The following is a 23,270-nucleotide window of genomic DNA, read 5'->3' on the forward strand; positions in this document are numbered from 1 at the left end:
CAAGCAATGAGCGAAAACGCCTACGACTCATCGAGTATCAAGGTCCTGAAGGGGCTGGATGCTGTCCGCAAGCGTCCGGGCATGTATATCGGGGATACCGATGATGGTACCGGCTTGCACCACATGGTCTTCGAGATCGTCGACAACTCGATCGACGAGGCGCTGGCCGGACACTGCAGCGAGATCCGGGTGGTGATCCATCCGGACGAGTCGATCACCGTCTCCGATGACGGCCGCGGCATTCCCACCGATATCCACTCGGAAGGGGTCTCCGCAGCCGAGGTGATCATGACCGTGCTGCACGCCGGCGGCAAGTTCGACGACAACTCCTACAAGGTCTCCGGCGGATTGCACGGCGTCGGGGTGTCGGTGGTCAACGCCCTCTCCGAGGAGCTCAAGCTGACCATCTGGCGCAAGAACCAGGTGCACGAGCAGACCTATCACCATGGCGTGCCGCAGTCGCCGCTGTCGGTGGTCGGCGAGACCGAAAAATCCGGTACCCAGATCAGCTTCCGGCCCTCCAGCGAGACCTTCGCCAACATCGAGTTTCACTACGACATCCTCGCCAAGCGGCTGCGGGAGCTGTCGTTTCTCAACTCGGGCGTGGCGATCCGGCTGCTCGACGAACGCGACGGGCGCGAGGAGCTGTTTCACTACGAGGGCGGGCTGCGCGCCTTTGTCGATCACCTCAACGGCAACCGCTCGACCATCAATCCGGTGTTTCACTTCAACGTGGAGCGCGACGACGGCATTGCCGTCGAGGTGGCGATGCAGTGGAACGACACCTTCGTCGAGAACATCTACTGCTACACCAACAACATCCCGCAGCGCGATGGCGGCACCCACATGGCGGGCTTTCGCGCCGCGCTGACCCGCAGCCTCAACAGCTATATCGAATCCGAGGAACTGCAGAAGAAGGCCAAGGTGACCACCTCCGGCGATGACGCCCGCGAGGGGTTGACCGCGATCATCTCGGTCAAGGTGCCCGATCCCAAGTTCTCCTCGCAGACCAAGGACAAGCTGGTCTCCTCCGAGGTCAAGACGGCGGTCGAGCAGGAAATGAGTCGTCAGCTCTCCGACTATCTGCTGGAGAACCCCAACGAGGCCAAGGCGATCGTCAACAAGATGCTCGACGCCGCCCGCGCCCGCGAGGCTGCCCGCAAGGCGCGCGAGATAACCCGGCGCAAGGGCGCGCTGGACGTCGCCGGGTTGCCGGGCAAGCTGGCCGACTGCCAGGAGAAGGATCCGACCCGCTCCGAGCTCTATCTGGTGGAGGGCGACTCTGCCGGCGGCAGCGCCAAGCAGGGCCGTGATCGGCGCACCCAGGCGATCCTGCCGCTCAAGGGCAAGATTCTCAACGTCGAGAAGGCGCGCTTTGACAAGATGCTCTCCTCGGCGGAGGTGGGCACCCTGATCACCGCGCTGGGCTGCGGCATCGGGCGCGAGGAGTTCAACGCCGACAAGCTGCGTTATCACTCGATCATCATCATGACCGACGCCGATGTCGACGGCTCGCACATCCGTACCCTGCTGCTGACCTTCTTCTTCCGCCAGATGCCGGAGCTGATCGAGCGCGGCCACGTGTTCATCGCCCAGCCGCCGCTCTACAAGATCAAGCGCGGCAAGCAGGAGATGTATCTCAAGGACGAAAACGCCCTGCTCAACCACCTCACCACCACCGCGCTGGATGGTGCCCGGCTGCACGTCAACGACACTGCCCCGGGGATTGCCGGCGAGCAGCTCGAGACGCTGGTCAGCCAGTATCGCGGGGTGATGGATCGGCTTGACCGGCTCGCCCGGGTCTATCCGGTCGAGGTGCTGCGCAAGATGATCTACACCGAGGCGCTCGACGAGGCGAAGCTGGCCGATCGCAACACCATGATGCGCTGGAGCGAGGAGTTGCAGGGGCAGATGGATGCGATGGTCGCCTACGAGGGTGGCCCGCGCTACGAGATCTCGCTTGCCTTCGACGAGGAGCGCAGTCTCTATCTGCCGAAGGTGGTGCTGACCGCCCACGGCGTCTCGACCGACTACGCGCTGGGGGCCAACTTCTTCCGTTCCGCCGATTATGGCGCCATGATCGAGCTGGGCAAGCGGCTCAACGGTCTGCTGGAAGAGGGCGCCTACATCGCCCGCGGCGAGCGCACGAAGGCGATCGAGACCTTCCACGATGCGCTGAGCTGGCTGATGAACGAGGCCAGCCGCGGCTTCAGCATCCAGCGCTACAAGGGGCTCGGCGAGATGAACCCCGATCAGCTCTGGGAAACCACCATGGACCCCGATAGCCGTCGCATGCTGCAGGTGACCATCGAGGATGCCATTGCCGCCGACATGATGTTCAACACCCTGATGGGGGATGAGGTCGAGCCGCGGCGCGACTTCATCGAACAGAATGCGCTGGTGGCCAACCTGGACATCTGATCCGGCCGACCGGGCAGCAGTGGCAGGAAAATGACAAGGCGGCCCGCGGGCCGCCTTGTTGCCGTTCACGCCGGGGCCGGGCCAGCAGTGGCCCGTCCCGTGTGTACAGCGCCTTCAGGTTTCGGCCGCCTGATACGCGGGCACTGCCTGCCGGCGGGCCCGGGCCACCCGATAACCCACTGCCCCGGCGATGAACAGCATGGTGCCGCAGCCGACGGCCAGCGCGTAAGCGCCCAGCACGGCACTGCGCGGCACATCGAACTCGCCGGCCAGCCCCGCCAGGGTCTCGGCATACTGCTGCCACAGGAAGATGCCGATCATGACCCCCGAGAGCATGGTGACGAGTGCGATCCAGCGGGAGCCGTTCATCCAGCCGGCTTCGAGGGCGTCGTCCCGTTCATGCAGAAAGGCCCGGTACTGGCGCTCCGCCGGGGTGACCTGCGTCAGCGCCGAGGCCACCAGAATGGCGAGCAGGGCGGCCAGCGTGGCAAGCATGACCGGATGCAGATAGACCGGCAGCGTGATCCAGTCGGCTTGTTTCATCAGCGACAGCGCCAGGTTGCCGACAAAGCCGACGGTCAGCCCCCAGCCGGCCCCGGCCGCGGTGATGCGCCGGCTCCAGATGCTCATCAGGGCGACCGGCCCCCACGAGGAAGCAAACAGCGTGGCCGCGAACCAGACCACGGCCATCACTGCCGGCGGCTGGAACAGCGCCAGGATCAGGGCGATCAGACCCGCGCCCAGTACCGCCATGCGGCTGGTGCGCATGGCGGACCGCTCGCTGCGCGAGGCTGGCAGGATGTCATTGGAGATGCTGAAACCGATGATCGACAGGAAGGTCGAGCAGGAGGAGAGTCCGGCGGCGAAGACGCCGGTCAGGATCACGATGCCCAGCCAGGCAGGCAGCACATTGAGGGCCGACCAGACCATGGCGCGTTCGGAGTCGAGCTCGGCGTTGTAGAGGTTGATGGCCGCGCCGGTCATCATCATCAGCGCATAGAAGACGGCCAGCGCCACGGCGGTCAGCATCGCCGAGCGCATGACCACATGCTCGTTCCGGGCCATCAGATAACGACTGGACTGCCACGGGCTGGCCGCCAGCACCGCCGCCCACACCAGCCCGAGGGTCAGCCCCCAGGTGAGAGCCTCGCCGGGACTTGAGAACTCGGCCTGCTCGCCGCTCAGCACGCCGTGCCAGAGTGCAATGCCGGGCTTGTCGGTCTGCGCCAGCAGCCCTTCGAGCACGCCGTGCCAGCCGCCCAGATCCTGGATGATGTAAAGCGAGCCGCCGAGGGCGGCGAGCGAGAAGATCACGAACATCACCGTGTCGGTCAGCATCACGCCCGGCGAGCCGGAGTAGAGGATGAAGCCGGTATAGGTCAGCCACACCAGCACCAGCCCGACCCAGTAGGGCAGGCCGGTAAGCTCGGCAAACATGATGCCGGCCCCCTGCATGACGCCCAGCAGATAGGCCCCCAGCCCCACCACGGTGGTGATGCCGGCGATGGCCTGCACGCGCCGCGAGGCAAAGCGCTTGCCGAAGAACTCCGGCACCGTCAGCGCGCTGCTGCGCCGCAGGTAGCGGCCGAAGGCCAGTGCTCCCAGCAGGCAGCCCGAGGTGCTGACGGCGGCGAAGATCAGCATCACGAAGGGGTAGCCCTGATAGGCAAAGCCGGTTTCGCCGAGAAAGGCGCTGGTACTGAGATAGCTGGCGACCAGGGTGCCCAGGATCAGAAAGGTGGGCGCATTGCGACCGGCCACCAGGTAGTCATCGAGATGCTGGACGCGGCGCCCGGCCAGGTGACCGATGACGAGATAACCGATCAGGCTGAGCAGGATGGCGATGGTGTACGTCATGGCGGTATCCATGAGGTTGTTGATGTTGTATCGCCATGATGCGAGCGATTCAGCCTGATGGCGTTCTCACTGCGCCCCCTGCCTGCCGTATTTGCGACATCGGCGGGGTAATCGACCCCGTGGCGGCGCCGGCAGGCTGATCAGATATTGACCGAATTGGCTGGTGGCAGGATCAGTGGCTGTTTTATGCTTTGAAAACAGCATTCTTCAACTGGTGTGTTCCCCGCAGGCGCGGGGATGAACCGGGATTGTTCGGGCGAGTGCGCCAGCGGTAGAGGTGTTCCCCGCAGGCGCGGGGATGAACCGCCTGCATCATGGGCCGGGCAAATTCGTTGACGGTGTTGCCTGCATTCGCGGCTCATCCTGACCATGTTTCACGTGAAACATCAGGGCCCGTCCCTTTGCTGTCATGCAGGACTTCTCATAAGCTGGCATGGCGTTTCACAACCTTCCTTCGCCATGCCCACCATCGATATCGTGCTGAACCTCAGTGCGCAGCAGTGCCGCAGTTACTATGCCGGGGCCGCCGAGCATATTCATACCCATAGTCCGGATGGCCGCAAGGTGCTGCTGCCTGCGCGGGCGCTGCATCGCATCGTGGGACCGAGCGGGGTGCAGGGGGTTTACCGGATGACGTATGACGACAATGGCCGGTTTGTGTCACTTGAGCGCATTGGTGCGCTTTGAGACGCCATTTCATGGATCATCTGCAAATCGTGTGCATCCGCTGATCAGCAGGTCGTGGCAGCGGGAGCCCAGTCCCTGTGCCAGACTTGCGGCAGTACAGGGAGGCAGCACAGATGACACTACCCATGAGCGGCTTCCGGGTGATCGATCTGACCGCGATGGTTTCCGGTCCGGTGGCGACCATGCAACTCGCCGATCAGGGCGCCGAAGTGATCAAGATCGAGCGACCGGACAGCGGCGATCAGACTCGCCTGGCGGCCAACCAGCGGCACGGTTTCTCGGCGAACTTTCTCAATAACAATCGCAACAAGCGCTCGGTCGCCCTCGATCTCAAACAGCCCGAGGGGCTGGCGGCACTGAAGCGCCTGTGCGCGAATGCCGATGTACTGGTGCAGAACTTCCGTCCCGGTGTAGCCGAGCGCATCGGCATCGGCGAGGCGGCCATTCGCGAGGTGGCGCCGAATATCATTTATGTCTCGATCAGCGGCTTCGGCGAGAGCGGGCCCTATGCCGGCAGGCCGGTCTATGATCCGCTGATCCAGTCGCTGTCGAGTCTGGCCAGTATCCAGGGCGGTTCGGACGAGGCGCGTCCCGGGCTGGTGCGCACCATCGTGCCGGACAAGCTTACCGGCTATATCGCCGCCCAGGCGATTACGGCGGCGCTGCTCGCGCGCGAGCGTGGCCAGCCCGGCCAGCATGTGCATGTGTCGATGCTCGATGCAGTGATCGATTTCCTGTGGCACTCCGACATGAACAGCCAGACCTTTGTCGGCCATGAATTCAGTCAGGCGCAGGCCGCCAGTTTCATCGACCTGATCTATCAGACCACCACCGGTTATATCAGCGTGGCGGTACAGAACGATCGCGAGTGGCAGGCGCTGACCGAGGCACTGAATGCGCCGGAGTGGCGCGAGGATCCACGCTTTGCCACCTTTGCCGATCGTCAGGACAACATCAACGCGCGCCTCGAGCTGACCCAGGAAAAACTGGCCGAGCAGAGCGCCGAGTACTGGCTCGAGCGGCTCAACGAGTTCGGCGTGCCCTGTGCGCCGGTACTGACGCGCTCGGAGATGATCGAGCACGAGCAGATTGCGGCCAATGAGCTGCTGGTCGAATACGACCATCCCGGGGTGGGCAGGCTGCGTCAGACGCGCCCGGCGGCGCGCTTCTCCCGGGCAGAGGCGCTGCCTCTGAACGGCGCGCCGACGCTGGGCGCCGATACCCGGAAGGTACTGGCGGAGAACGGGTTCAGCGATGAGGAGATCGATCGGCTGCTTGATTCGGGCGCGGCTGTCGATGAGGGGAGTACCGCCACATGATCGACTTCTACTACTGGCCGACACCCAACGGCTGGAAGATCGCTATCCTGCTCGAGGAGCTGGCACTCGACTACCGGGTGGTGCCGGTGGATATCAACGCCGGTGATCAGTTCGCCCCCGGGTTTCTGGCCATCTCGCCCAACAACCGCATGCCGGCGATCGTCGATCACGAGCCGGCCGGGGGGTATGGCGAGGCGCCACTGCCGATTTTCGAGTCCGGTGCCATCGCCCGTTATCTGGCGCAGAAGAGTGGTGTGCTCTATCCCGAAGATCCCCGGTTGCGCAAGGAGATCGACGAGTGGCTGTTCTGGCAGGTGGGCAATCTCGGCCCGATGGGCGGCCAGATGAGTCACTTCGTCAATTATGCCCCCGAGGAGCAGGCGGGCGGCTACGCCGAAACGCGCTATCGTGACGAGTATCACCGCTGCCTTGGCGTACTGGAGCGTCGGCTCGAGGGTCGGACGTATCTGGTGGGCGAGCACTACAGTATCGCTGACATCGTCAACTGGCCCTGGGTGTTGATTGCAAGGGCCATGGGGCAGCCGCTCGATGACTTCCCGCAGGTCGCTGCCTGGCGGCAGCGGGTCAAGGAGCGCCCGGCGGTGCAGCGTGGTGTCGAGCTGGGTCGGGAGTGGCGCAGCGGCGGTCAGCCGAAGAGCGAGTCGGCGCGCTCGATGCTGTTCAATCAGCGCGCCAATCACGCGGACAAGGGCCGTGATTAGGCCGCTTGCGCGACCGACCGCGATCATCAGAAACGGCAGCCCCGGTCCCGAACGGAAGCGGCCATGGTCGCTGCCGGTGCAGTCCGGGTGGCGGCGCCGGGGCCGACGCCATCGTTACCCAACCCGCTTGTAGGAGGCGCGTATGCCCAATGGACCACCGGCGCCCGAAGAGCGCCCTGAAATGCTGCAGGAGCTCGATGCCGTGCGGGCCGAGCTGCAGGCGCTGGCCGCCGAGGAGGCGGATGCCTCGCGTCGCGCCCGGCTGACGGCCCTGGAGCAGCGACTGACCCGACTCGACGGTTATGCGCTGGCGCTGCTGGATGCCGTGGAGCGCTGAAGTGAGTGCTTGCCGCGCCGTTACCCGAAGGCGCGTGCCGGCTTCGGCAGCCGATGCTCGTCGCCGGGCCCCCGGAACCGCTAGAGTGGAAGGATCACGGGGCGACGGCGGCTGCCGGCGTGTCGTGGTGACGGGGACGGGTCAACACGCAAGGTGAAAAATCATCATGACGACTTCACAACAACCTCATGAGCTGGTGCGGGTACTGGCCCGTACCGATGTACTGGCCCTGGCCTTCGGCGCGATGATCGGCTGGGGCTGGATCGTGCTGACCGGTACCGCCATTCTCAATGCCGGCAGTGTCGGGGCCATCCTGGCCTTTCTGATCGGCGGCGTGGCCATGGCGCTGATCGGGCTGACCTACGCCGAGCTGGCCGCGGCGATGCCGAAGGTGGGCGGCGAGCATGTCTACAGCTACCGGGCGCTGGGGCACTTTGCCTCGTTTCTGTGTACCTGGAGCATCGTGCTGGGCTACGTCAGCGTGGTGTCGTTCGAGGCGGTGGCACTGCCCACCGTGGTCGAGCAGCTGGTACCGGGCTATGACGTGGGGCATCTCTGGACCGTGGCCGGCTGGGACGTCAAGGCCACCTGGGTGGCCGTCGGCGTGGGCGGCTCGCTGGCCATGATGGCGATCAACTACGTCGGCATCACGACGGCGGCACTGCTGCAGAAGGTGGTTACGGCACTGATCCTGGTGGTGGGGGTGATGTTCATCACCGGCTCGCTGTTCACCGGCCATACCACCAACATGACACCTCTGTTCAATATCGACGACAGCCTGCTGGGCGGCATCATGTCGGTACTGGTGATGGTGCCGTTCCTGTTCGTCGGTTTCGACGTGATTCCCCAGGCGGCCGAGGAGATCAACCTGCCGTTTCGCGACATCGGCAAGGTGCTGATCACCTCGGTGCTGCTGGCGGTGGCGTGGTATTCGCTGATCATCCTGGGCACCAGCCTGATGCTCGATCACGGCGCCCTGAGCGGCAGTTCGCTGAGCGTGCCCGATGCCATGACCGCCGTCTTCAACAGCGGCTGGGGCGGCAATCTGATGGTGCTGGCGGGGATCGCCGGCATCATCACCAGCTGGAATGCCTTCTACATCGGCGGTTCGCGGGCGATCTATGCGCTGGCCCATGCCGGCATGCTGCCGGCTTTCCTGGGCCGGCTGCATCCGCGCCACCGCACGCCGACCAACGCCATCCTGCTGATCGGCGCGCTGTCGACCATTGCGCCGTTTCTCGGCCGGCCGGCACTGGTGTGGCTGGTGGATGCCGGTGGCCTGGGCATCGTCATCGCCTACCTGATGGTGGCACTATCGTTTCTGGTCCTGCGCCGTCGCGAGCCGTCGATGCCGCGCCCCTTCCGGGCCGGTCGGGGGCAGTGGGTCGGCGGCGTGGCGGTCGCGCTGGCGCTGGGGATGGTCTGTCTCTATCTGCCCGGCAGCCCGTCGGCGCTGACCGGCGTCGAGTGGCTGATCTTCGGCCTCTGGATGCTGGCGGGACTGGCGATGTACGGCTTCGCGCTCGCCCGCTACGGGCGTGACTATAGTGATCGCGTGATGCACGCCGAGCTGCAGCAGGAGCATGCCGACCGCTGAAGGCATGCCGCATGGCAGATCGGTAACCTCGTACCGCCGTCGGGGCGGCCCCGGCGGCGGCGGCACGACAAGGAGCAGTGAAATGACCAACGCCGAACTCAATGAGCTGAAACAGCGCTATGTCGCCAGTGGCGCTGCCAGCCCGGATCAGCACTTCGCCGACCGGGCCGAGAATGCCGAACTCTGGGATGCCGACGGCAAGCGCTTCATCGACTTCGCCGGCGGCATCGGGGTACTCAACATCGGCCATCGCCATCCGAAGGTGGTCGAGGCGGTCAAGGCCCAGCTCGACCGGGTAATGCACACCTGCCAGACCGTGATGCCCTACGAGGGGTACGTGAAGGTGGCCGAGCAGCTCAGCCGGATCTCGCCGGTCCGCGGGCACGGCAAGGTGATGCTGGCCAACTCCGGCGCCGAGGCGCTGGAGAATGCGGTCAAGGTGGCCCGCGCCGCTACCGGCCGCTCCAGCGTGATCTGCTTCTCCGGCGGCTATCACGGCCGGACCTTCATGACCATGGCCATGAACGGCAAGGTGGCGCCCTATCGCACCGACTTCGGGCCGATGCCGGGGCAGGTCTATCGTGCGCCCTATCCGATCGACGCGCTCGGGATCAGTGAAGAGGATGCGCTGCACGGTCTGAAGATGACCCTCAAGACCGATGCCAACCCGCGGGATACCGCTGCCATCGTGATCGAGCCGGTGCTGGGCGAGGGCGGTTTTCATGCCGCATCGCCGAGCTTCATGAAGCAGCTGCGCGAACTCTGCGACGAGCACGGCATCCTGCTGATCGTTGACGAGGTGCAGTCCGGCTTCGGTCGCACGGGCAGGATGTTCGCCGTCGAGCATACCGGCGTCGAGCCGGACATCATCACCATGGCCAAGAGCATGGGCGATGGCATGCCGATCTCGGCGGTCGTGGGCACCGACCGGGTCATGGATGCCTCGGGCGGCAACTCGCTGGGGGGCACCTATACCGGTAGTCCGGTCGCCTGCGCGGCGGTGCTGGCAGTGCTGGAGGTGTTCGAAGAGGAGCAGATCCTGGCGAAGAGCCAGGCGCTGGGCGAGAAGCTGGGCGAGCGCTTCGCGCACTGGGAGCAGTCCTTCTCGTGCGTGCGCAATTCGCGCCATCTGGGCGCCATGGCGGCCTTCGATCTGGTGGATGGCAGCGGCGAGCCGGCGACCGAGCTGGCCGGTGCGCTGTGCAAGCAGGCCCGCCAGCGCGGCCTGATCCTGCTCTCCTGCGGGCTCTACGGCAATACCATCCGCTTTCTGATGCCGGTGACCATCGGCGACGAGGTGCTCAACGAGGGGCTCGATATCATCGAGTCACTGCTGTCGGAGCTGAGCTGAGACGCGCCTGCGGTGTAGTGCCGTAACGACGAAAGGCCCCTGCGGGGGCCTTTTTCATGGCGGCCTGCCGGCAGGTGCTAGCGTTCGAGGGCTATTTCGCGGCGCTCCCGGGCACTCCGGTGGGCGGCCTCGATCACGCGGATGACATCGCCGGCCTGTGCGGCGCTCACCGGCAGCGGCGCGCCTTCCAGGGCGGCGGCAGCCACCCCGGCATAGAAGGCCTCGTAGCGGCCGTGCTCGGACGCAATATGCTGCTGCCGGCCCTGGGCATCGGTATAAAGCCCCCACTGCGCCTGCGGCTCCTCGCCCCAGCCCGGCTGGCCGGGAAGCCCGCCGGCCTTGAGCTGCGCCTCCTGAACATCGAGGCCGTACTTGACGAAGCTGCCGCCATCGCCGTGAACCGCCAGATGCGGCCCGGGTCCGGCCATCATGCAGGAGGCGCCGAGAATGACGCGGCGGCGGCCGTAACGCAGCAGCAGATGAAACCAGTCATCGACCCGGGCCTGCTCGCGCTGGGGCTGGACGTCGGCGGTGATCGCCTCCGGCAGGCCGAACAGCACGAGCGCCTGATCGATCAGGTGGGCGCCCAGATCGTACAGCACGCCGGACCCCGGCTCGGTGGTCTCCCGCCAGCCCGTTTTGGGCGTGGGGCGAAAGCGGTCGAAGTGCGCCTCGTAGTGCAGCACCTCCCCGAGCTGCCCGCCCCGGAGGAGTCCCGCGAGGGTTAGGAAATCGCTGTCCCAGCGGCGATTGTGGAAGACGCTGAGCAACAGCCCGCGCTCGTGGGCAAGTGCCGTCAGCGCGCGGGCGCGTTCGGCGGTCACGGTGAAGGGCTTGTCGATCACCACATGCTTGCCGGCGCGCAGGGCGTGCTCGGCCAGTTCGGCGTGGCTGGTGTTGGGGGTGGCGATCACCACCAGTGCAATCGCCGGGTCCTCGATCAGCGCGGTCGGCTCGGTGATGGTGACACCGGGCAAGTCATGCGCGATCTGCGCCTGCCGGCTGCTGGCCACGGCGGTCAGCTCGAGGCGGGGTTCGGCGCCGATCAGCGGGGCGTGAAAGGCGGCGCCGGCGGTGCCGTAGCCGATCAGTCCGGTGGTCAGGCGGTGGGATGAGGCCGTCATGCCGGGCGCTCCATGTCCGCATTCGGTTCGGGTGGCACGACTGCCGCCGGACCGGGGCGCACCGGCTCGGGCAGCCGGCAGTGCGTTACTCCTGGTGGCCGACGCGATCGGAGAGCCGGTCGAGCGTGCCGGTCAGCTCGATGGCCAGCGTCAGATCGGCCAGCTCGCGGGGGCTGAACTGGCGGATGGCCAGCAGCCGGCTCTGGTTGTCCCGCGGGCGGAAGTGGGTAAAGACCTCGCACCAGGCAAGGGCTGCCCGCTCGCGCTCGCTGTACTTGTCGGAAGAGGACCAGTCGGCCAGCTCGTCGATCTTGTCACGCGAGACCCCCATGTCGATGGCCTCGGCCACGCGCATGTGCCGACAGTTGTCGCAGCCGTTGATCTGCGAGGCACGCAGTTCGGCCAGACAGCGAATCGACGGATCGAGACTGCAGGTACGAATCGAACGGGTATTGTTATAGACCTCCTGGAGGTCGATTCGAGCGTCCCGGGCAGTGGCCATGAGTGTGTCTCCGTGCAGGGGGGAGCGAGCGCGTCCCGTAGGCAATGAGTACCGCTGGGGTACTGTTTGGTTCATGGAAGTCGATCCGCACCCGATTTGCAACAACCGGCCTTGCAATGATTGACCGCGGTTGCAAATCAGGCGTCCCGCCCCCGGGGTGCGGCGCGTTCGTGACTCAGCAGATATTCGGCGATTTCGTGCCACTCCTCGTCCAGCGACGTGGTTGCCACGGGCCGTTCGGCGCGCCGATACCAGTAGCCGGCATTGCCCAGATCGCCCTCGCGGCGGTGCAGGTGGGCATGAACCCAGGCCTCGTCGCGGCCGGAAGCGGTATCGACCTGGTCGTGTGCCTGGTGCCAGTCGGACTTGCCGGCCCACCACAGGGCCCGCAGCGGGGTGCTCATGGCCTCCGGCGGGGCGGTGTCGTCGAGGCTGTCGATGAAGCGCTGCAGTTGCCGTTGCACGTCCATGGGCTCTCCCATTGTCCGGTAACATGATCCAGGGCGGTGAGGCGCCCGCGATGCTTCGGCATCATTCGGGGCGCTGCATGCGAAAGCGCTGGGCCTCGCTGACGCTGAAGTAGTCTGCCGGGCCGCCGGCACGCATGATCGGCTCCGCCCTGGCGGTATCGTAGATGCCGTCGACCAGCATGTCTTGTGCAATGTGTACGCCGACCACTTCGCCGATCACCAGCCAGTTGTCGGTGGGTGTGCCATCGGCACTCTCGAGACGCAGGATGTGGCAGAGCCGGCACTCGAAGGAGACCGGTGTGCGTGCCACCCGGGGAGCATCGATCACCCGCGAGGGTGCCGTCGCCAGCCCGGCCAGTTCGAACTCGTCGACGCCGGGTGCCACCGGGGCCGAGCTCCGGTTCATGGCTTCTGCCAGCTCGCGGGTAGCCAGATTCCAGCAGAATTCGCCGCTCTGCTCGATATTGCTCACGCTGTCCTTGTGGCCGTAGCTGGAGAAGCCGATCATCGGCGGTGCGGCGTTCAGCGCATTGAAAAAGCTGTAGGGGGCCAGGTTGTACGTACCATCCTCGGCCACCGAGGAGATCCAGCCGATCGGGCGCGGCGCCACGATGGCCTTGAAGGGGTCGTGGGGCAGGCCGTGACCGCGGGCGGGTTCGTAGAAGTGAAAGGCTTCGCTCATGAAGGTTCCATTTCGTCTGGGGTGTGATGACACCCGGAACATGTCTGCCTTCAGCCTAAATCAGCAGCGCCGGATTGCCAGTATTGCGTGTCACCGGGGAGCATGTCGTGTCGAGGGAGTCGGAGCAGCGCATCGCCTGCTGGCTGCGCGAGGATGATGAGCGCATGGCGGCGCTGCGGGCGCTGGCCGAGCTGGCCCTGCCGGATGCCTGGCTGGCCGCCGGGTTCGTGCGCAACCTGGTCTGGGATCGGCTGCACGGCTATTCGCCGCCCACGCCACTCAACGATCTGGACGTGCTCCATTTCGATGCCACCGACTGCTCGCGTGCCTCGGAACAGGCGCTCGAGGCCCGGCTCGGGGCGCGGCTGGCGCGCCCCTGGTCGGTGCGCAACCAGGCGCGCATGCATCACCGCAATGGCGATCCCCCCTATCAGGACAGCATCGATGCGATGCGCTACTGGGTAGAGCTCGAAACGGCGGTGGCAGTGCGTCTGGTAGCGAACGATACGCTGCAGATTGCGGCGCCGTTCGGGCTGCAGTCATTGCTGGGCGGCCGGTTGACTCCCAACCCGTATCGGCCGCGGCCGCAGGCCTTTGCACGGCGCTGTGCCGACAAGGGCTGGCTGCAGCGGTGGCCGCGGCTGAGCAAGCGCTCACTTCGAGAGGCCGTCAGCCCTGATGACCCGCTCGCCTGAGTATGCGTCAGTGTTGTTCGTTCGGCTGTCGAAGGTGGCGCTGATGGCATGTTTCACGTGAAACATCAGCGCTCGCCCGGGGCGGTGAGAAAGGTCTGCTCGTCGTCGCGGGTCGCGCGGCCCAGTACGGCATTGCGCCACGGGAAGCGACCGAAGCGGCGGATGACCTCGCAGTGGTGGCGGGCATCCGGCAAATGGCGTTCCAGCCCGGGCTGGTCGAACAGGCGCAGGGCATGCTGCTGCATCGTCAGCGATTCACTGTGCATCAGCGGCATGTAGACAAAGGGGCGGTGGTGCAGGGCGAGGCGCTGATCACACTCCCGGTCGATCGCTTCCTGGGCGAGAATCAGCGCCAGCGGGTCCTGCTGCCAGGCGCGGGGATCGTCGCGGAAGAGGTTGCGGGAGAACTGGTCCAGCACGATGATCTCTGCCAGCCGGCCCTCGTCGCTGGCGCGCCAGCACCAGAGCTCGCCGGCCGCGGCGCGCGCATGCAGTGCCAGGAAGCGCTCGCGGATGGCGGCATCGACCTGCGCGTCGCGACGAAACCACTGGCGTGGGCGCAGCTCTTTGAACCAGAAGTCGAGCACCCGGGTCGGCGAGTCCGCCGCCTCGCTCATGTCGGGCCCACCGCCAGCTTCATCATCAGCCGCTTGACGGGCGTCAGGTGATTGGCCCCGCCGAGCCCGCGGCCGAACAGGTCGGCGGCCGGGGAGCGGAACAGGTCGTGCAGCTGATCGACGGCCGCCAGCATGGCGGCGTTGCGCGGCCACTGATGACGCTGATAGTGCCGCAGCGCCCGCACGTCACCGGGATCACGGCCGTAGCGCAGGGCGCGCTCGAGCTGCTCTCCCAGCTGCTCGACATCGGCCAACCCGAGGTTGACGCCCTGGCCTGCCATGGGATGAATCACGTGGGCGGCATCACCGATCAGTGCCAGCCTTGGGGCGACATAGCGCTGGGCATGCTGGCGGGTAATGGGAAACTGGCCGCGCTCGAGGATGGTCTCGATCTCGGGCAGGCGCGGCGGGAAGTGCTGGCGTATGGCGGCTCGCAGCGCTTCATCATCGAGCGACATGCGTCGCCGCACGGTATCGGGGCGATCGTACCAGATCAGCGAGGCCTGGCCTGCATGCAGCGGCAGCAGGGCAAGCGGCCCGTCCGGAGTGAAGACCTGCCAGGTGGTATGCCGATCGCGGTGTTCGGCCAGGCGGACATTGATGACCTGGGCGTTCTGCGCATAGTCGCGCGAGCGGGTGCCGATGCCGGCCTCGCGGCGCACCGTCGAGCGGGCGCCATCGGCGCCGATCAGCAGCGCAGCTTCGATGATGCGCTCGTCCTCCAGCGTGAGGCGCTGATGATCGGCCAGGGCCTCGCGGCTGCGTACGCGGCTCTCCGGCAGCAGGGTGACCCGCTCCTGCTGGCACAGCTGCTGCCACAGCGCGTAACGCAGGCGATCATTCTCGACAAAGACGCCGAAGCGGGCAAGATCGATGTCCGAGGCCTCGAAGCTCAGGGCGGCCGGGCGGTGGCAGTCACCGGCTTCCAGCCGGTCGAAGGTGTTCAGAAACTGCTCCGGCAGGTAATTCAGCACGCCGTTGCGTTCGAGCAGCGCGAGGGCGCCGGCATTGAGCGACGTGGTGCGCAGGCTCAGGGTGTCCGCAGCGATGGCTTCCGGTGCGGTATCGGCATCGATGACGGCAATCGTCAGGCCGGGGCGGCCATCGGCAGGCGAGCGGGCTTCGATCTCTCCCAGGCGTACTGCCATGGCCAGGCCCACGATACCGCCACCCTGAATCACCACATCGAAGCGCTGAAGAGTCGTGTCTGCCATGGTGTCGTCCGTCAGTGGAAAGAGGGAGGGAAGATGCTCAGGGCGTGACGCTGCGCAGCTCGCCGGCCAGCAGCCGGCGTGCGAAATCGAGCAGGGAGTCGGCCACCACGACATCCTCGGGGCGCTCGACCTGATCAAGATCGCCCAGCGTGATCCGCCCCTTGCCGGTCAGCACCAGTGCCACCCGGCAGCCGGCACTGCGGCCGGCCTGCAGGTCGCGCAGGCTGTCGCCGACCATCCAGGCGCCGTCGAGCGAGGCCAGGCCGAGTGCCTCGCGGATCTCGAACAGCATGCCGGGCCGGGGCTTGCGACTGTCGCTGGCGTCATCCGGACCGTGCGGGCACCAGGCAACATGCGCGAGCTCTCCGCCGTATCGGCGCACCTCGTGACGCATCTTGTCGTGCATGGCCGTCAGCACGGATTCATCGAAGTAGCCGCGGGCAATCCCGGACTGGTTGGTGGCCACGGCAATCTGCCAGTCACCACGATGCAGCAGGGCGATCGCTTCCAGTGCCTGGGGCATGGCGATCCACTGCTCGGGAGAGCGGATGAACTCTTCCGAATCCTCGTTGATGACGCCGTCGCGATCGAGAATGACCAGCCCTTCGCTCATGCTTCATGCCCTGTCGGTTGCGAGCTTCAAGTGTAGGGGGCGGGTCGGGGTGGGGCAACCGGAGCGCACCGGCTCCGGCTGATGTTTCACGTGAAACACGGGTCAGGGGATGATGCGATTGGCGCGCAGATCATCCAGCGCCTGCAGCAGGGTGTCGCGGGCAGGCAGGGTTTCACGGAAGCCGGCCTGGTGAATCCGGTTGACGTCGGAGATGACATCGGTCTCGGTATTGAAGACGAAGTTGCCGAAGTCCCAGCCGACCAGCCGCTCCAGATCGGGCTCTACCAGCCCATGGCGCTCGGCCAGACGGCGCCACAAATCACCCTTGTCGGCCATGTGGCTGGGCAGGTCGAGCGGTACCGGCGAGGCCGTCTCCATGTCCAGATGCCGGGCGACATCCTGCCACAGTCGCTCCCAGCGGAAGACATCGCCATTGGTGACGTTATAGGCGCGTCCGGCGATATCCGGAGTGGTCGCGGCCCAGACGCTGGCCCGGCCGAGCAGCCCGGCGTCGGTGAACTGCATCAGTACCCGATAGGCCCGTTCGCTGCCGGGAAAGCGCAGCGGAATGCCTAGCTCCTTCGATAGGGCGGCGAACACGCCCACTACCAGCGCAATGTTCATCGGGTTGCCGCGCACATTGCCGTCGACCATCACATCGGGACGCAGGGCGACATAATCCCAGGCGGCCTGGTCGGCGCGCGCTGCCAGCTGGGCCTCCTGGGCCTGATAGATGTTGGGTGGCATGTGCCCGGGGTCGCTCTCGCGGGCGGGAGTGGGCACATCGGCGCCGAGATGGATGCCGTAGATCTTGAAGCCCTGGTAGATCACCACGCGTTTTAGCGGTGCGCCGGCGGCTTCCAGCGCATCCAGCAGGTTGCCGAGCATCTGCCCGTTGCGTTCGGCCTCCACGGAGAGATCCCCATCCGGCGAGAGGGCGGCATAGAACAGGTGGGTGGTGTCGGCGGCCTGCTCGGCGATGATGCGGGCCGTGGCCTCGGCATCGGTCAGGTCGGCTCGGATGGTCTGCATGCCATCGATGTTCCGGCGGGCCAGCCCCCGGACTTCGGCGCCGGTCCTGTTCAGCTCCCGCGCCGCGCCGTGACCGATGATCCCGCTGGCACCGGCGATGAGTGTCTTCATGGCAGTCGTCATGGGGTCTCCTTCTGCATGAGTGGCCTGATGAGGGCGACAGGCGATGGCAGCTGTCACGCTGACCGCAGGGCGGGCTATAGGGTTGCGGCCGTCACCCCGGATATCCGCCCCTCAATATAGCTCCGCTCCGGGCGGCTTGCCATGACGCTGCGATAGCGCTGCGGGGGCAGGATCCGTGGCGTCGCTGCGCGAAAGTGGGCCGGCAGCCATGCCGGGCAGTGCAGCGGCAACGGGAAGGCCATGTTTCACGTGAAACGGTAGGCTGTCCGGTCCGGGGCGCCGCCACGGCTGGCGGCGTCCCGGCAGCGGCTCAGAAGCTCATGTCGATCCCCACCCAGTAGCGGCGGCCATCCTGCACCTGCCCATAGGTGTCATAGTCGATCTCGCGATCGAAGAGGTTGTAGACGCCGAACAGGAAGTCGGTCCGCTGGCTGATCTGCCAGCTTCCTCCGCTGTCGACCAGGGTATAGGAGGGCGCCCGCAGGGTCTGCGAGGAGGGGGAGCTGACCGGTTCGCTCTCCTTGCCGCGATAGGTGACCCGCGACCAGGCACTCAGCCGATCGGTGGGGTCCCAGTCCAGCCGGGTGGAGAAGAGATGGCGCGGCAGCTGGGTCAGCGGCTGGCCTTCGTAGTCGCCGGACTTCTGTTCCGAGTCGGTAAAGGTATAGCTGGCGGTCAGCTGCAGCCGTTCGGTCAGCGGGGCCTCCAGCGAGGCTTCCACGCCCCGGGTGACTGCCTCGTCAACATTGATGCGCCAGGTCGGGTCGGAGCCGAACTGGTTGGCGCCATCGGTACAGACATCGGTCGGACAGGTGACCCGGGTGATCTTGTCCTCGAAGTCATTGTGGAACAGGGTCAGGCTGGCCAGCAGGCCGTTGGGCACGTTGTAGTAGAGTCCCAGCTCCTTGTTGATCGAGGTTTCCGGCTCGAGATCGGGGTTGCCGTAGATGTTGCCGCCACGGCTGACCTGACCCCAGTCGGGGGTGATCTCGCGCAGGCTGGGCGAGCGGTAGCCGCTGGAGACGCCGCCCTTCAGCGTCCAGCGTGGTGCCAGGTTCCAGACCCCGTAGAGCCGGGGGCTGACGTGCGAGCCGTAGTTCTCGTTGTCATCCAGCCGGACGCCTGCCGTCAGCGAGAAGCTGTCGGTCATGAACCATTCGTCCTCGGCGAACAGCGCCCACTGATGGTTTTCGATCTCGGTGCGATCCGAGATCTGGTTGGTACTGCCGTCCTCGAGCTTCTCCTTCTGATAATTGATACCCAGCGAGAGCATGTGACTGGAGAAGGGCAGCACGATCCGGCTATCGGCCACGGTATTGGTGATCTCGATGTCGCGCGTGCGGTTGTCGCTGATTTCGCGCTGGACGTAGGAGTCGGTGGTGCCGAAGCCGAAGCGGCCGGCATGGGTGACGGCGTAGTGTTCGCGGTTGTACTCGTCATGGCTGTCGCTGCAGCCTCCCCGGCAGCCGTCCACCGGCACGCTGTTGCCCACCCTGGCTGCCCGGTTCTGCTCTTCGCGGCCGGCCTCGAAGGTGAAGTCGTGATTGTCGGTGGGCGTCAGCGAGAAGCGTGCCGTGGCACTCCCCAGCCGCTTGTCCTCGTAGCCGTAGGTGATGTTGTCTTCCTGGCGCGTCTGATATTCACCGTAGAGCTGCAGCCCCAGCAGGCCCTCGTGCAGCGGGCCGCTGACATACACCTGGCTCTGCTGCGAGTCGCCGGAGTCATCGTCCTCCTGCAGCGTGGTATCCACGCGCACGTTGCCATGCCAGTCATCGGCCACCTTGCGGGTGATAATGTTGATGACGCCACCGATCGCATCCGAGCCGTAGAGGGTCGACATCGGCCCGCGAATCACTTCGATGCGCTCGATCGACTGCAGTGGCGGCAGCCAGTCCTGCTCGAAACCGGCACTGCCGTTGGGGCGGGTTTCACGGGTCGACTGGCGCCGGCCGTCGACCAGGATCAGGGTGTAATCGGAGGGCATGCCACGCATGCTGATATCCTCGCCGCGATCACCGCCACCGCCGCCGGTCACGATGACGCCCGGAACCTGATCCAGCGCGTCGGTAACATCGCGGTAATTGCGTTTCTCGAGCTCCTCGCGGGTGATCACGCTGGTCGAGGCCGGGGCATTCACGACCTGCTGGGTATAGCCGGAAGCGGTCACCGTGACGGTTTCCTGGTTATCGGCGGTGCCGGTTGCCCAGGCCAGCGGTGTGGTGGCAATGCCCAGCGCGAGGGCCGTGAGCCGAGTGTAATGCTGCATGCGTACTGTTCCCCTGATCGGTGCCGTAACACCCTGTAATGCTTCTTCGAAACGGCTGCAAATGATAATTGTTATCATTAATAAAGGGAAATAATTCTACTTAAGGTTGAGCTCATGTCGCCGGCCGGCGATATCGGGCAGGGCCGGGGAAGGCGGCACGCCACCGGGGCAGCGGGAAGGTGCGAACGCCCCTGACGGGCGGGGCGTTCGGGCGAGCAGGGCTAGCGGGCGATGCCTGCCGGCAGCGGGTAGCGCCTGTCGGCGCGGCCGGCCCTGACCACCTGGCCGGGAATCTCGTGACCGACCAGCCCGGGCAGGGTTTCGGCGGTCCGCATCAGGGCATCGAGATCGACGCCGGTGGTGATGCCCATCTCCTCGAACATGTGCACCAGATCCTCGCTGCAGACATTGCCGGTGGCGCCGGGGGCGAAGGGGCAACCGCCGAGACCGCCCAGCGCGGCATCGAAGCGGATCACGCCGGCCTGCCAGCCGGCCAGTGCATTGGCCAGCCCCATGCCGCGAGTGTTGTGTAGATGCAGCGTCAGGTCGAGTTGCGGATGCCGGGCGAGCACCTGCTGGCAGAGCTCGCCGACCTGATGCGGATTGGCCATGCCGGTGGTGTCGCAGAGGCTGACCCCGTCCAGGCCCAGCGCCGCCAGCCGCGCGACGATATCCAGCACCCGCGCCGGGGGGACCGGGCCATCGAAGGGGCAGCCGAAGGCCGTGGAGAGCGAGGCATTGAGCCGGGTGGCGGGGGCGCGGTCGCGCGCCAGGGGCACCAGCTCGGCGAAGCGCTCCAGCGATTGCCAGGGCGTCATGCGCAGGTTGGCCAGACCGTGACTGTCACTGGCCGACAGCACCAGGTTGAGTTCATCGGCGCCGCTTGCCAGCGCGCGCTCGGCGCCGCGCCGGTTGGGGACCAGCGCCACGTAGCGCACGCCGTCGCGGCGCTGGATGCCGGCCATCACCTCGGAGGCGTCGGCAAGATTGGGAATCGCCTTCGGCGAGGTGAAGGAGGTCGCCTCGATGGCCGCCACGCCGGTGGCCGAGAGGGCATCGATCAGCGCAATCTTGTCCTCGGTGGGCACGAAGCGCGACTCGATCTGCAGGCCGTCACGGGGGGCCACCTCGTGGATCCGGACTCGCCGTGTCATGAGCCTTCCTCCGCGGCACTCTCGTGCAGTATGCCGCGCTCGAACAGCGCGCGCTGGGTATCGGCATCGATGCCCAGCTCGTCGAGCACCGCCCGGGTATGCTGGCCCAGTCGCGGACCGCCGCCGCCGATCCGCCCCGGCGTGCGGCTCAGCTTGGGCATCACGCCGGGGACCCGCAGCCGGCGGCCGGTTTCGGTGGTAATGGTCTCGATCATCTGCCGTGCCTGGTAGTGCGGGTCCTCGACGATATCGCGCGCGGTATAGGGGAAGCCCGACGGTACGCCGGCGGTTTCCAGCACTGCGAGCACGTGATCGCGGCTGTGCTGGCGGGTCCAATCGGTGATGGCGGTGTCGATACGTTCGGCATGCCGCGAGCGCCCGTCGTTGTGGGCCAGCGCCGGGTCTTCCGCCAGATCGTTCCGCTCGATGGTGTACATCAGACGCCTGTAGATGCTGTCGCCGTTGCCGGCGATCAGTACCTGACTGCCGTCACGGCAGGGGTAGGCATTCGAAGGGGTGATGCCGGGCAGGGCACTGCCGCCGGGCTCGCGGATCACCCCGGCGCCGTCGTATTCGGGAATCAGGCTCTCCATCATGGCGAACACCGACTCGTAGAGTGCGATGTCGATGTACTGCCCGCGACCGCTGCGATGACGCTCCTGCAGTGCCAGCAGGGCGCCGATCACGCCGTAGAGCGCCGACAGCGAATCGCCCAGGCTGACGCCGACCCGCACCGAGCGCTCGCCGGGGTGGCCGGTGAGATGGCGCAGCCCGCCCATCGCCTCGCCGATCACGCCGAAACCGGGGCGGTCGCGGTAGGGGCCGGTCTGGCCGTAGCCGGAGATGCGCACCATGATCAGCGCCGGATTGAGCGCGCTGAGCGACGCCCAGCCCAGCCCCCACTTCTCCAGCGTGCCGGGGCGGAAGTTCTCCACCACGATATCCGCCTCGGCGACGAGACGGCGCACGATCGCCTGCCCCTCGCTGCTGCGCAAGTCCAGCGACAGCGAGCGCTTGTTGCGGGTCTGCACATGCCACCACAGCGAGGTGCCGTCCTCGACGATGCGCCAGCGGCGCAGGGGATCGCCGGTGACGGGAGGCTCGATCTTGATGACATCGGCGCCGAACTCCCCGAACAGCTTGGTAGCAAAGGGGCCGGCGATCAGCTGGCCCAGTTCGAGTACCTTCAGCCCTTCCAGTGCCGAACCCTGGTCGGTTGCAGTGTCAGCGGTTGTCATGGCCCCTCCCGGATCATGGCCGTGGCCGATGGCGGCGAGATGCAAGCTCGTCCGCCTATCGTGTCAGCCAGGAGCATGGCCGAGCGGCTGGCGACGTCACAATTGGGGTTTGACCAAGGGAGCGTTCGCAATCGGCGAAGGCGCTGTCACACTGGCGCCGAGCGTCCGGCCCGGCGGCGTTCCGTGTGACCCGCGGTCGCCGGCCGTTCGCCGGGCCTGCCGGAGCGATCGGAGGACGCATGAAGCGGCTGGATTTCGTCACCCTGAGACTGTTTGTCGCGATCTCCGACGAGCGCAGCCTGACCCGCGCTGCCGAGCGCGAACACATGGCGCTCGCCGCGGTCAGCAAGCGCATCAGCGAGCTGGAAGGGCAGCTGGGAATTGCGCTGCTCTATCGCCGCCCCCGCGGCATCGAGCTGACCGCGGCCGGCCATGCCTTCCTGCATCATGCCCGCCAGCTGCTCGACCATCTCTCGCGCCTCGATGCCGACATGAGCGAATACCGCATCGGCATCAAGGGGCACATTCGGCTGCACGCCAATACTTCCTCGATCATCGAGTTTCTGCCCGATGATCTCGGCGAATTCATGGATCGCTTTCCACAGATCCGGGTGGACATGCGCGAGCGGGTCAGCCACGAGATCGTGGGCGCGGTGCGTGATGGGCTGGCCGACATCGGGCTCCATGCCGGCCATGTGCCTGCCGAGGGGCTGGAGGCCCGGCTGTGGCGGCGTGACCGGCTGGTGCTGGTCACCCGGGCCGATCATCCGCTGGCCGGGCGTTGCCGGGTGGCGCTGGCCGAGGCACTCGACAACGACTTCATCGGTCTCGAACAGGACACCTCCCTGCAGGAGCTCCTGCAGCAGGGCTCGCGCGGGCTCGCGCGGCCGCTGCGGATGCGTATCCAGGTGCGCAGCTTCGAGGGTATCTGTCGCATGATCGACCGGGGCATGGGCGTCGGCATCCTGCCGCAGCGCGCGGTCGGGGCGGTGCGCCACGGGCTGGCACTGGCCACCGTGCCGCTGGCCGACGAGTGGGCGGTGCGCGAGCTGCATCTCGCGGTACGCGACTATCAGGCGCTGCCGGTGATTGCCCGTCAGCTGGTGGATCACCTGCTGCGCTGTGCCGAACGCGACGCTGCGCCGCCGTGAGCCTCGTTCGAGCGGGGCGCGGGACTACGACCAAGGTCCTGGCGCTTCGCCGCTGACGAAGGGGCGCTTGTTCAATCACCAATATCCAGCCCGGTCCC

The 23,270-nt window shown here is 66.3% G+C and carries 21 protein-coding genes; 9 read left to right on the forward strand and 12 right to left on the reverse strand.

Annotated elements, in window-relative coordinates:
• The first annotated feature begins 6 nt into the window (after positions 1-6).
• Entirely contained in the window at positions 7-2,421 is a 2,415-nt protein-coding gene (gyrB, locus tag C7446_RS00575; protein WP_121170265.1) for a DNA topoisomerase (ATP-hydrolyzing) subunit B, read from the forward strand.
• Positions 2,422-2,535: 114 nt separating this feature from the next.
• Here the strand turns inward: gyrB and C7446_RS00580 are convergent, their stop codons facing one another.
• Entirely contained in the window at positions 2,536-4,278 is a 1,743-nt protein-coding gene (locus tag C7446_RS00580; RefSeq protein WP_121170982.1) for a sodium:solute symporter family protein, read from the reverse strand.
• 369 nt (positions 4,279-4,647) lie between these two features.
• Here C7446_RS00580 and C7446_RS00585 point away from each other — a divergent pair, with 369 nt between their 5' ends.
• The 6 genes from C7446_RS00585 (at position 4,648) to gabT (ending at position 10,291) form a co-directional block, all read left to right on the forward strand.
• Positions 4,648-4,965 carry a DUF2835 family protein gene (locus C7446_RS00585; protein ID WP_245977581.1) on the forward strand — a complete coding sequence of 106 codons (318 nt, stop codon included), beginning with the start codon at positions 4,648-4,650 and terminating at the stop codon, positions 4,963-4,965.
• 113 nt (positions 4,966-5,078) lie between these two features.
• The gene (locus C7446_RS00590; RefSeq protein WP_121170268.1) at positions 5,079-6,284 is read left to right on the forward strand and encodes a CaiB/BaiF CoA transferase family protein; all 1,206 of its coding nucleotides are present in this window, start codon (positions 5,079-5,081) and stop codon (positions 6,282-6,284) included.
• Positions 6,281-7,006 carry a glutathione S-transferase family protein gene (locus tag C7446_RS00595; protein WP_121170270.1) on the forward strand — a complete coding sequence of 242 codons (726 nt, stop codon included), beginning with the start codon at positions 6,281-6,283 and terminating at the stop codon, positions 7,004-7,006. The genes C7446_RS00590 and C7446_RS00595 overlap by 4 nt, the downstream gene beginning before the upstream one ends.
• A 142-nt stretch (positions 7,007-7,148) precedes the next feature.
• On the forward strand, positions 7,149-7,343 hold the full coding sequence (locus C7446_RS00600; protein WP_121170272.1) for a hypothetical protein: 195 nt from the start codon (positions 7,149-7,151) through the stop codon (positions 7,341-7,343).
• 166 nt (positions 7,344-7,509) lie between these two features.
• Positions 7,510-8,940 carry an APC family permease gene (locus tag C7446_RS00605; protein ID WP_121170274.1) on the forward strand — a complete coding sequence of 477 codons (1,431 nt, stop codon included), beginning with the start codon at positions 7,510-7,512 and terminating at the stop codon, positions 8,938-8,940.
• Positions 8,941-9,022: 82 nt separating this feature from the next.
• On the forward strand, positions 9,023-10,291 hold the full coding sequence (gabT, locus tag C7446_RS00610; protein ID WP_121170276.1) for a 4-aminobutyrate--2-oxoglutarate transaminase: 1,269 nt from the start codon (positions 9,023-9,025) through the stop codon (positions 10,289-10,291).
• Between the two features lie 77 nt (positions 10,292-10,368).
• Here the strand turns inward: gabT and C7446_RS00615 are convergent, their stop codons facing one another.
• From C7446_RS00615 to C7446_RS00630, 4 genes are all read right to left on the reverse strand, one after another.
• Complete coding sequence (locus C7446_RS00615; RefSeq protein ID WP_121170278.1) at positions 10,369-11,415, reverse strand: oxidoreductase; 1,047 nt, start codon at positions 11,413-11,415, stop codon at positions 10,369-10,371.
• 85 nt (positions 11,416-11,500) lie between these two features.
• A complete protein-coding gene (locus C7446_RS00620) occupies positions 11,501-11,917 on the reverse strand; it encodes a carboxymuconolactone decarboxylase family protein (protein ID WP_170149957.1) in 417 nt (138 codons plus the stop codon).
• A 137-nt stretch (positions 11,918-12,054) separates the two neighbouring features.
• Positions 12,055-12,387 carry a hypothetical protein gene (locus C7446_RS00625; protein ID WP_211327814.1) on the reverse strand — a complete coding sequence of 111 codons (333 nt, stop codon included), beginning with the start codon at positions 12,385-12,387 and terminating at the stop codon, positions 12,055-12,057.
• 61 nt (positions 12,388-12,448) lie between these two features.
• Positions 12,449-13,069, reverse strand: coding sequence for a flavin reductase family protein (locus C7446_RS00630; RefSeq protein ID WP_121170282.1), 621 nt, complete (start codon positions 13,067-13,069; stop codon positions 12,449-12,451).
• A 107-nt stretch (positions 13,070-13,176) separates the two neighbouring features.
• Between C7446_RS00630 and C7446_RS00635 the strand changes: the two genes are divergently transcribed.
• Positions 13,177-13,764: a nucleotidyltransferase family protein gene (locus C7446_RS00635; RefSeq protein WP_245977583.1), complete on the forward strand. Its 588-nt coding sequence runs from the start codon at positions 13,177-13,179 to the stop codon at positions 13,762-13,764.
• Between the two features lie 65 nt (positions 13,765-13,829).
• On the opposite strand, the gene C7446_RS00640 is transcribed toward C7446_RS00635, so the two are convergent.
• The 7 genes from C7446_RS00640 to C7446_RS00670 form a co-directional block, all read right to left on the reverse strand.
• Positions 13,830-14,381 carry a DUF924 family protein gene (locus tag C7446_RS00640; RefSeq protein ID WP_121170284.1) on the reverse strand — a complete coding sequence of 184 codons (552 nt, stop codon included), beginning with the start codon at positions 14,379-14,381 and terminating at the stop codon, positions 13,830-13,832.
• On the reverse strand, positions 14,378-15,595 hold the full coding sequence (locus C7446_RS00645) for an FAD-dependent monooxygenase (protein WP_170149958.1): 1,218 nt from the start codon (positions 15,593-15,595) through the stop codon (positions 14,378-14,380). Before C7446_RS00645 ends, C7446_RS00640 begins: the two co-directional genes overlap by 4 nt.
• A 37-nt stretch (positions 15,596-15,632) precedes the next feature.
• Positions 15,633-16,208, reverse strand: coding sequence for a D-glycero-beta-D-manno-heptose 1,7-bisphosphate 7-phosphatase (gene gmhB / locus C7446_RS00650; protein WP_121170288.1), 576 nt, complete (start codon positions 16,206-16,208; stop codon positions 15,633-15,635).
• Between the two features lie 102 nt (positions 16,209-16,310).
• Positions 16,311-17,363 carry an SDR family oxidoreductase gene (locus C7446_RS00655; RefSeq protein WP_121170290.1) on the reverse strand — a complete coding sequence of 351 codons (1,053 nt, stop codon included), beginning with the start codon at positions 17,361-17,363 and terminating at the stop codon, positions 16,311-16,313.
• Between the two features lie 310 nt (positions 17,364-17,673).
• Positions 17,674-19,629, reverse strand: coding sequence for a ligand-gated channel protein (locus C7446_RS00660; protein WP_121170292.1), 1,956 nt, complete (start codon positions 19,627-19,629; stop codon positions 17,674-17,676).
• Positions 19,630-19,850: 221 nt separating this feature from the next.
• Positions 19,851-20,783, reverse strand: coding sequence for a hydroxymethylglutaryl-CoA lyase (locus tag C7446_RS00665; RefSeq protein ID WP_121170294.1), 933 nt, complete (start codon positions 20,781-20,783; stop codon positions 19,851-19,853).
• Entirely contained in the window at positions 20,780-22,021 is a 1,242-nt protein-coding gene (locus C7446_RS00670) for a CaiB/BaiF CoA transferase family protein (RefSeq protein WP_121170296.1), read from the reverse strand. The genes C7446_RS00665 and C7446_RS00670 overlap by 4 nt, the downstream gene beginning before the upstream one ends.
• 239 nt (positions 22,022-22,260) lie before the next feature.
• On the opposite strand from C7446_RS00670, the gene C7446_RS00675 reads away from it, so the two are divergent.
• Positions 22,261-23,172, forward strand: coding sequence for a LysR family transcriptional regulator (locus C7446_RS00675; protein ID WP_121170298.1), 912 nt, complete (start codon positions 22,261-22,263; stop codon positions 23,170-23,172).
• The last annotated feature ends 98 nt before the right edge of the window (positions 23,173-23,270 follow it).

Origin of the sequence: Kushneria sinocarnis, assembly GCF_003633775.1 — a bacterium.
Taxonomy (GTDB): Bacteria; Pseudomonadota; Gammaproteobacteria; order Pseudomonadales; family Halomonadaceae; genus Kushneria; species Kushneria sinocarnis.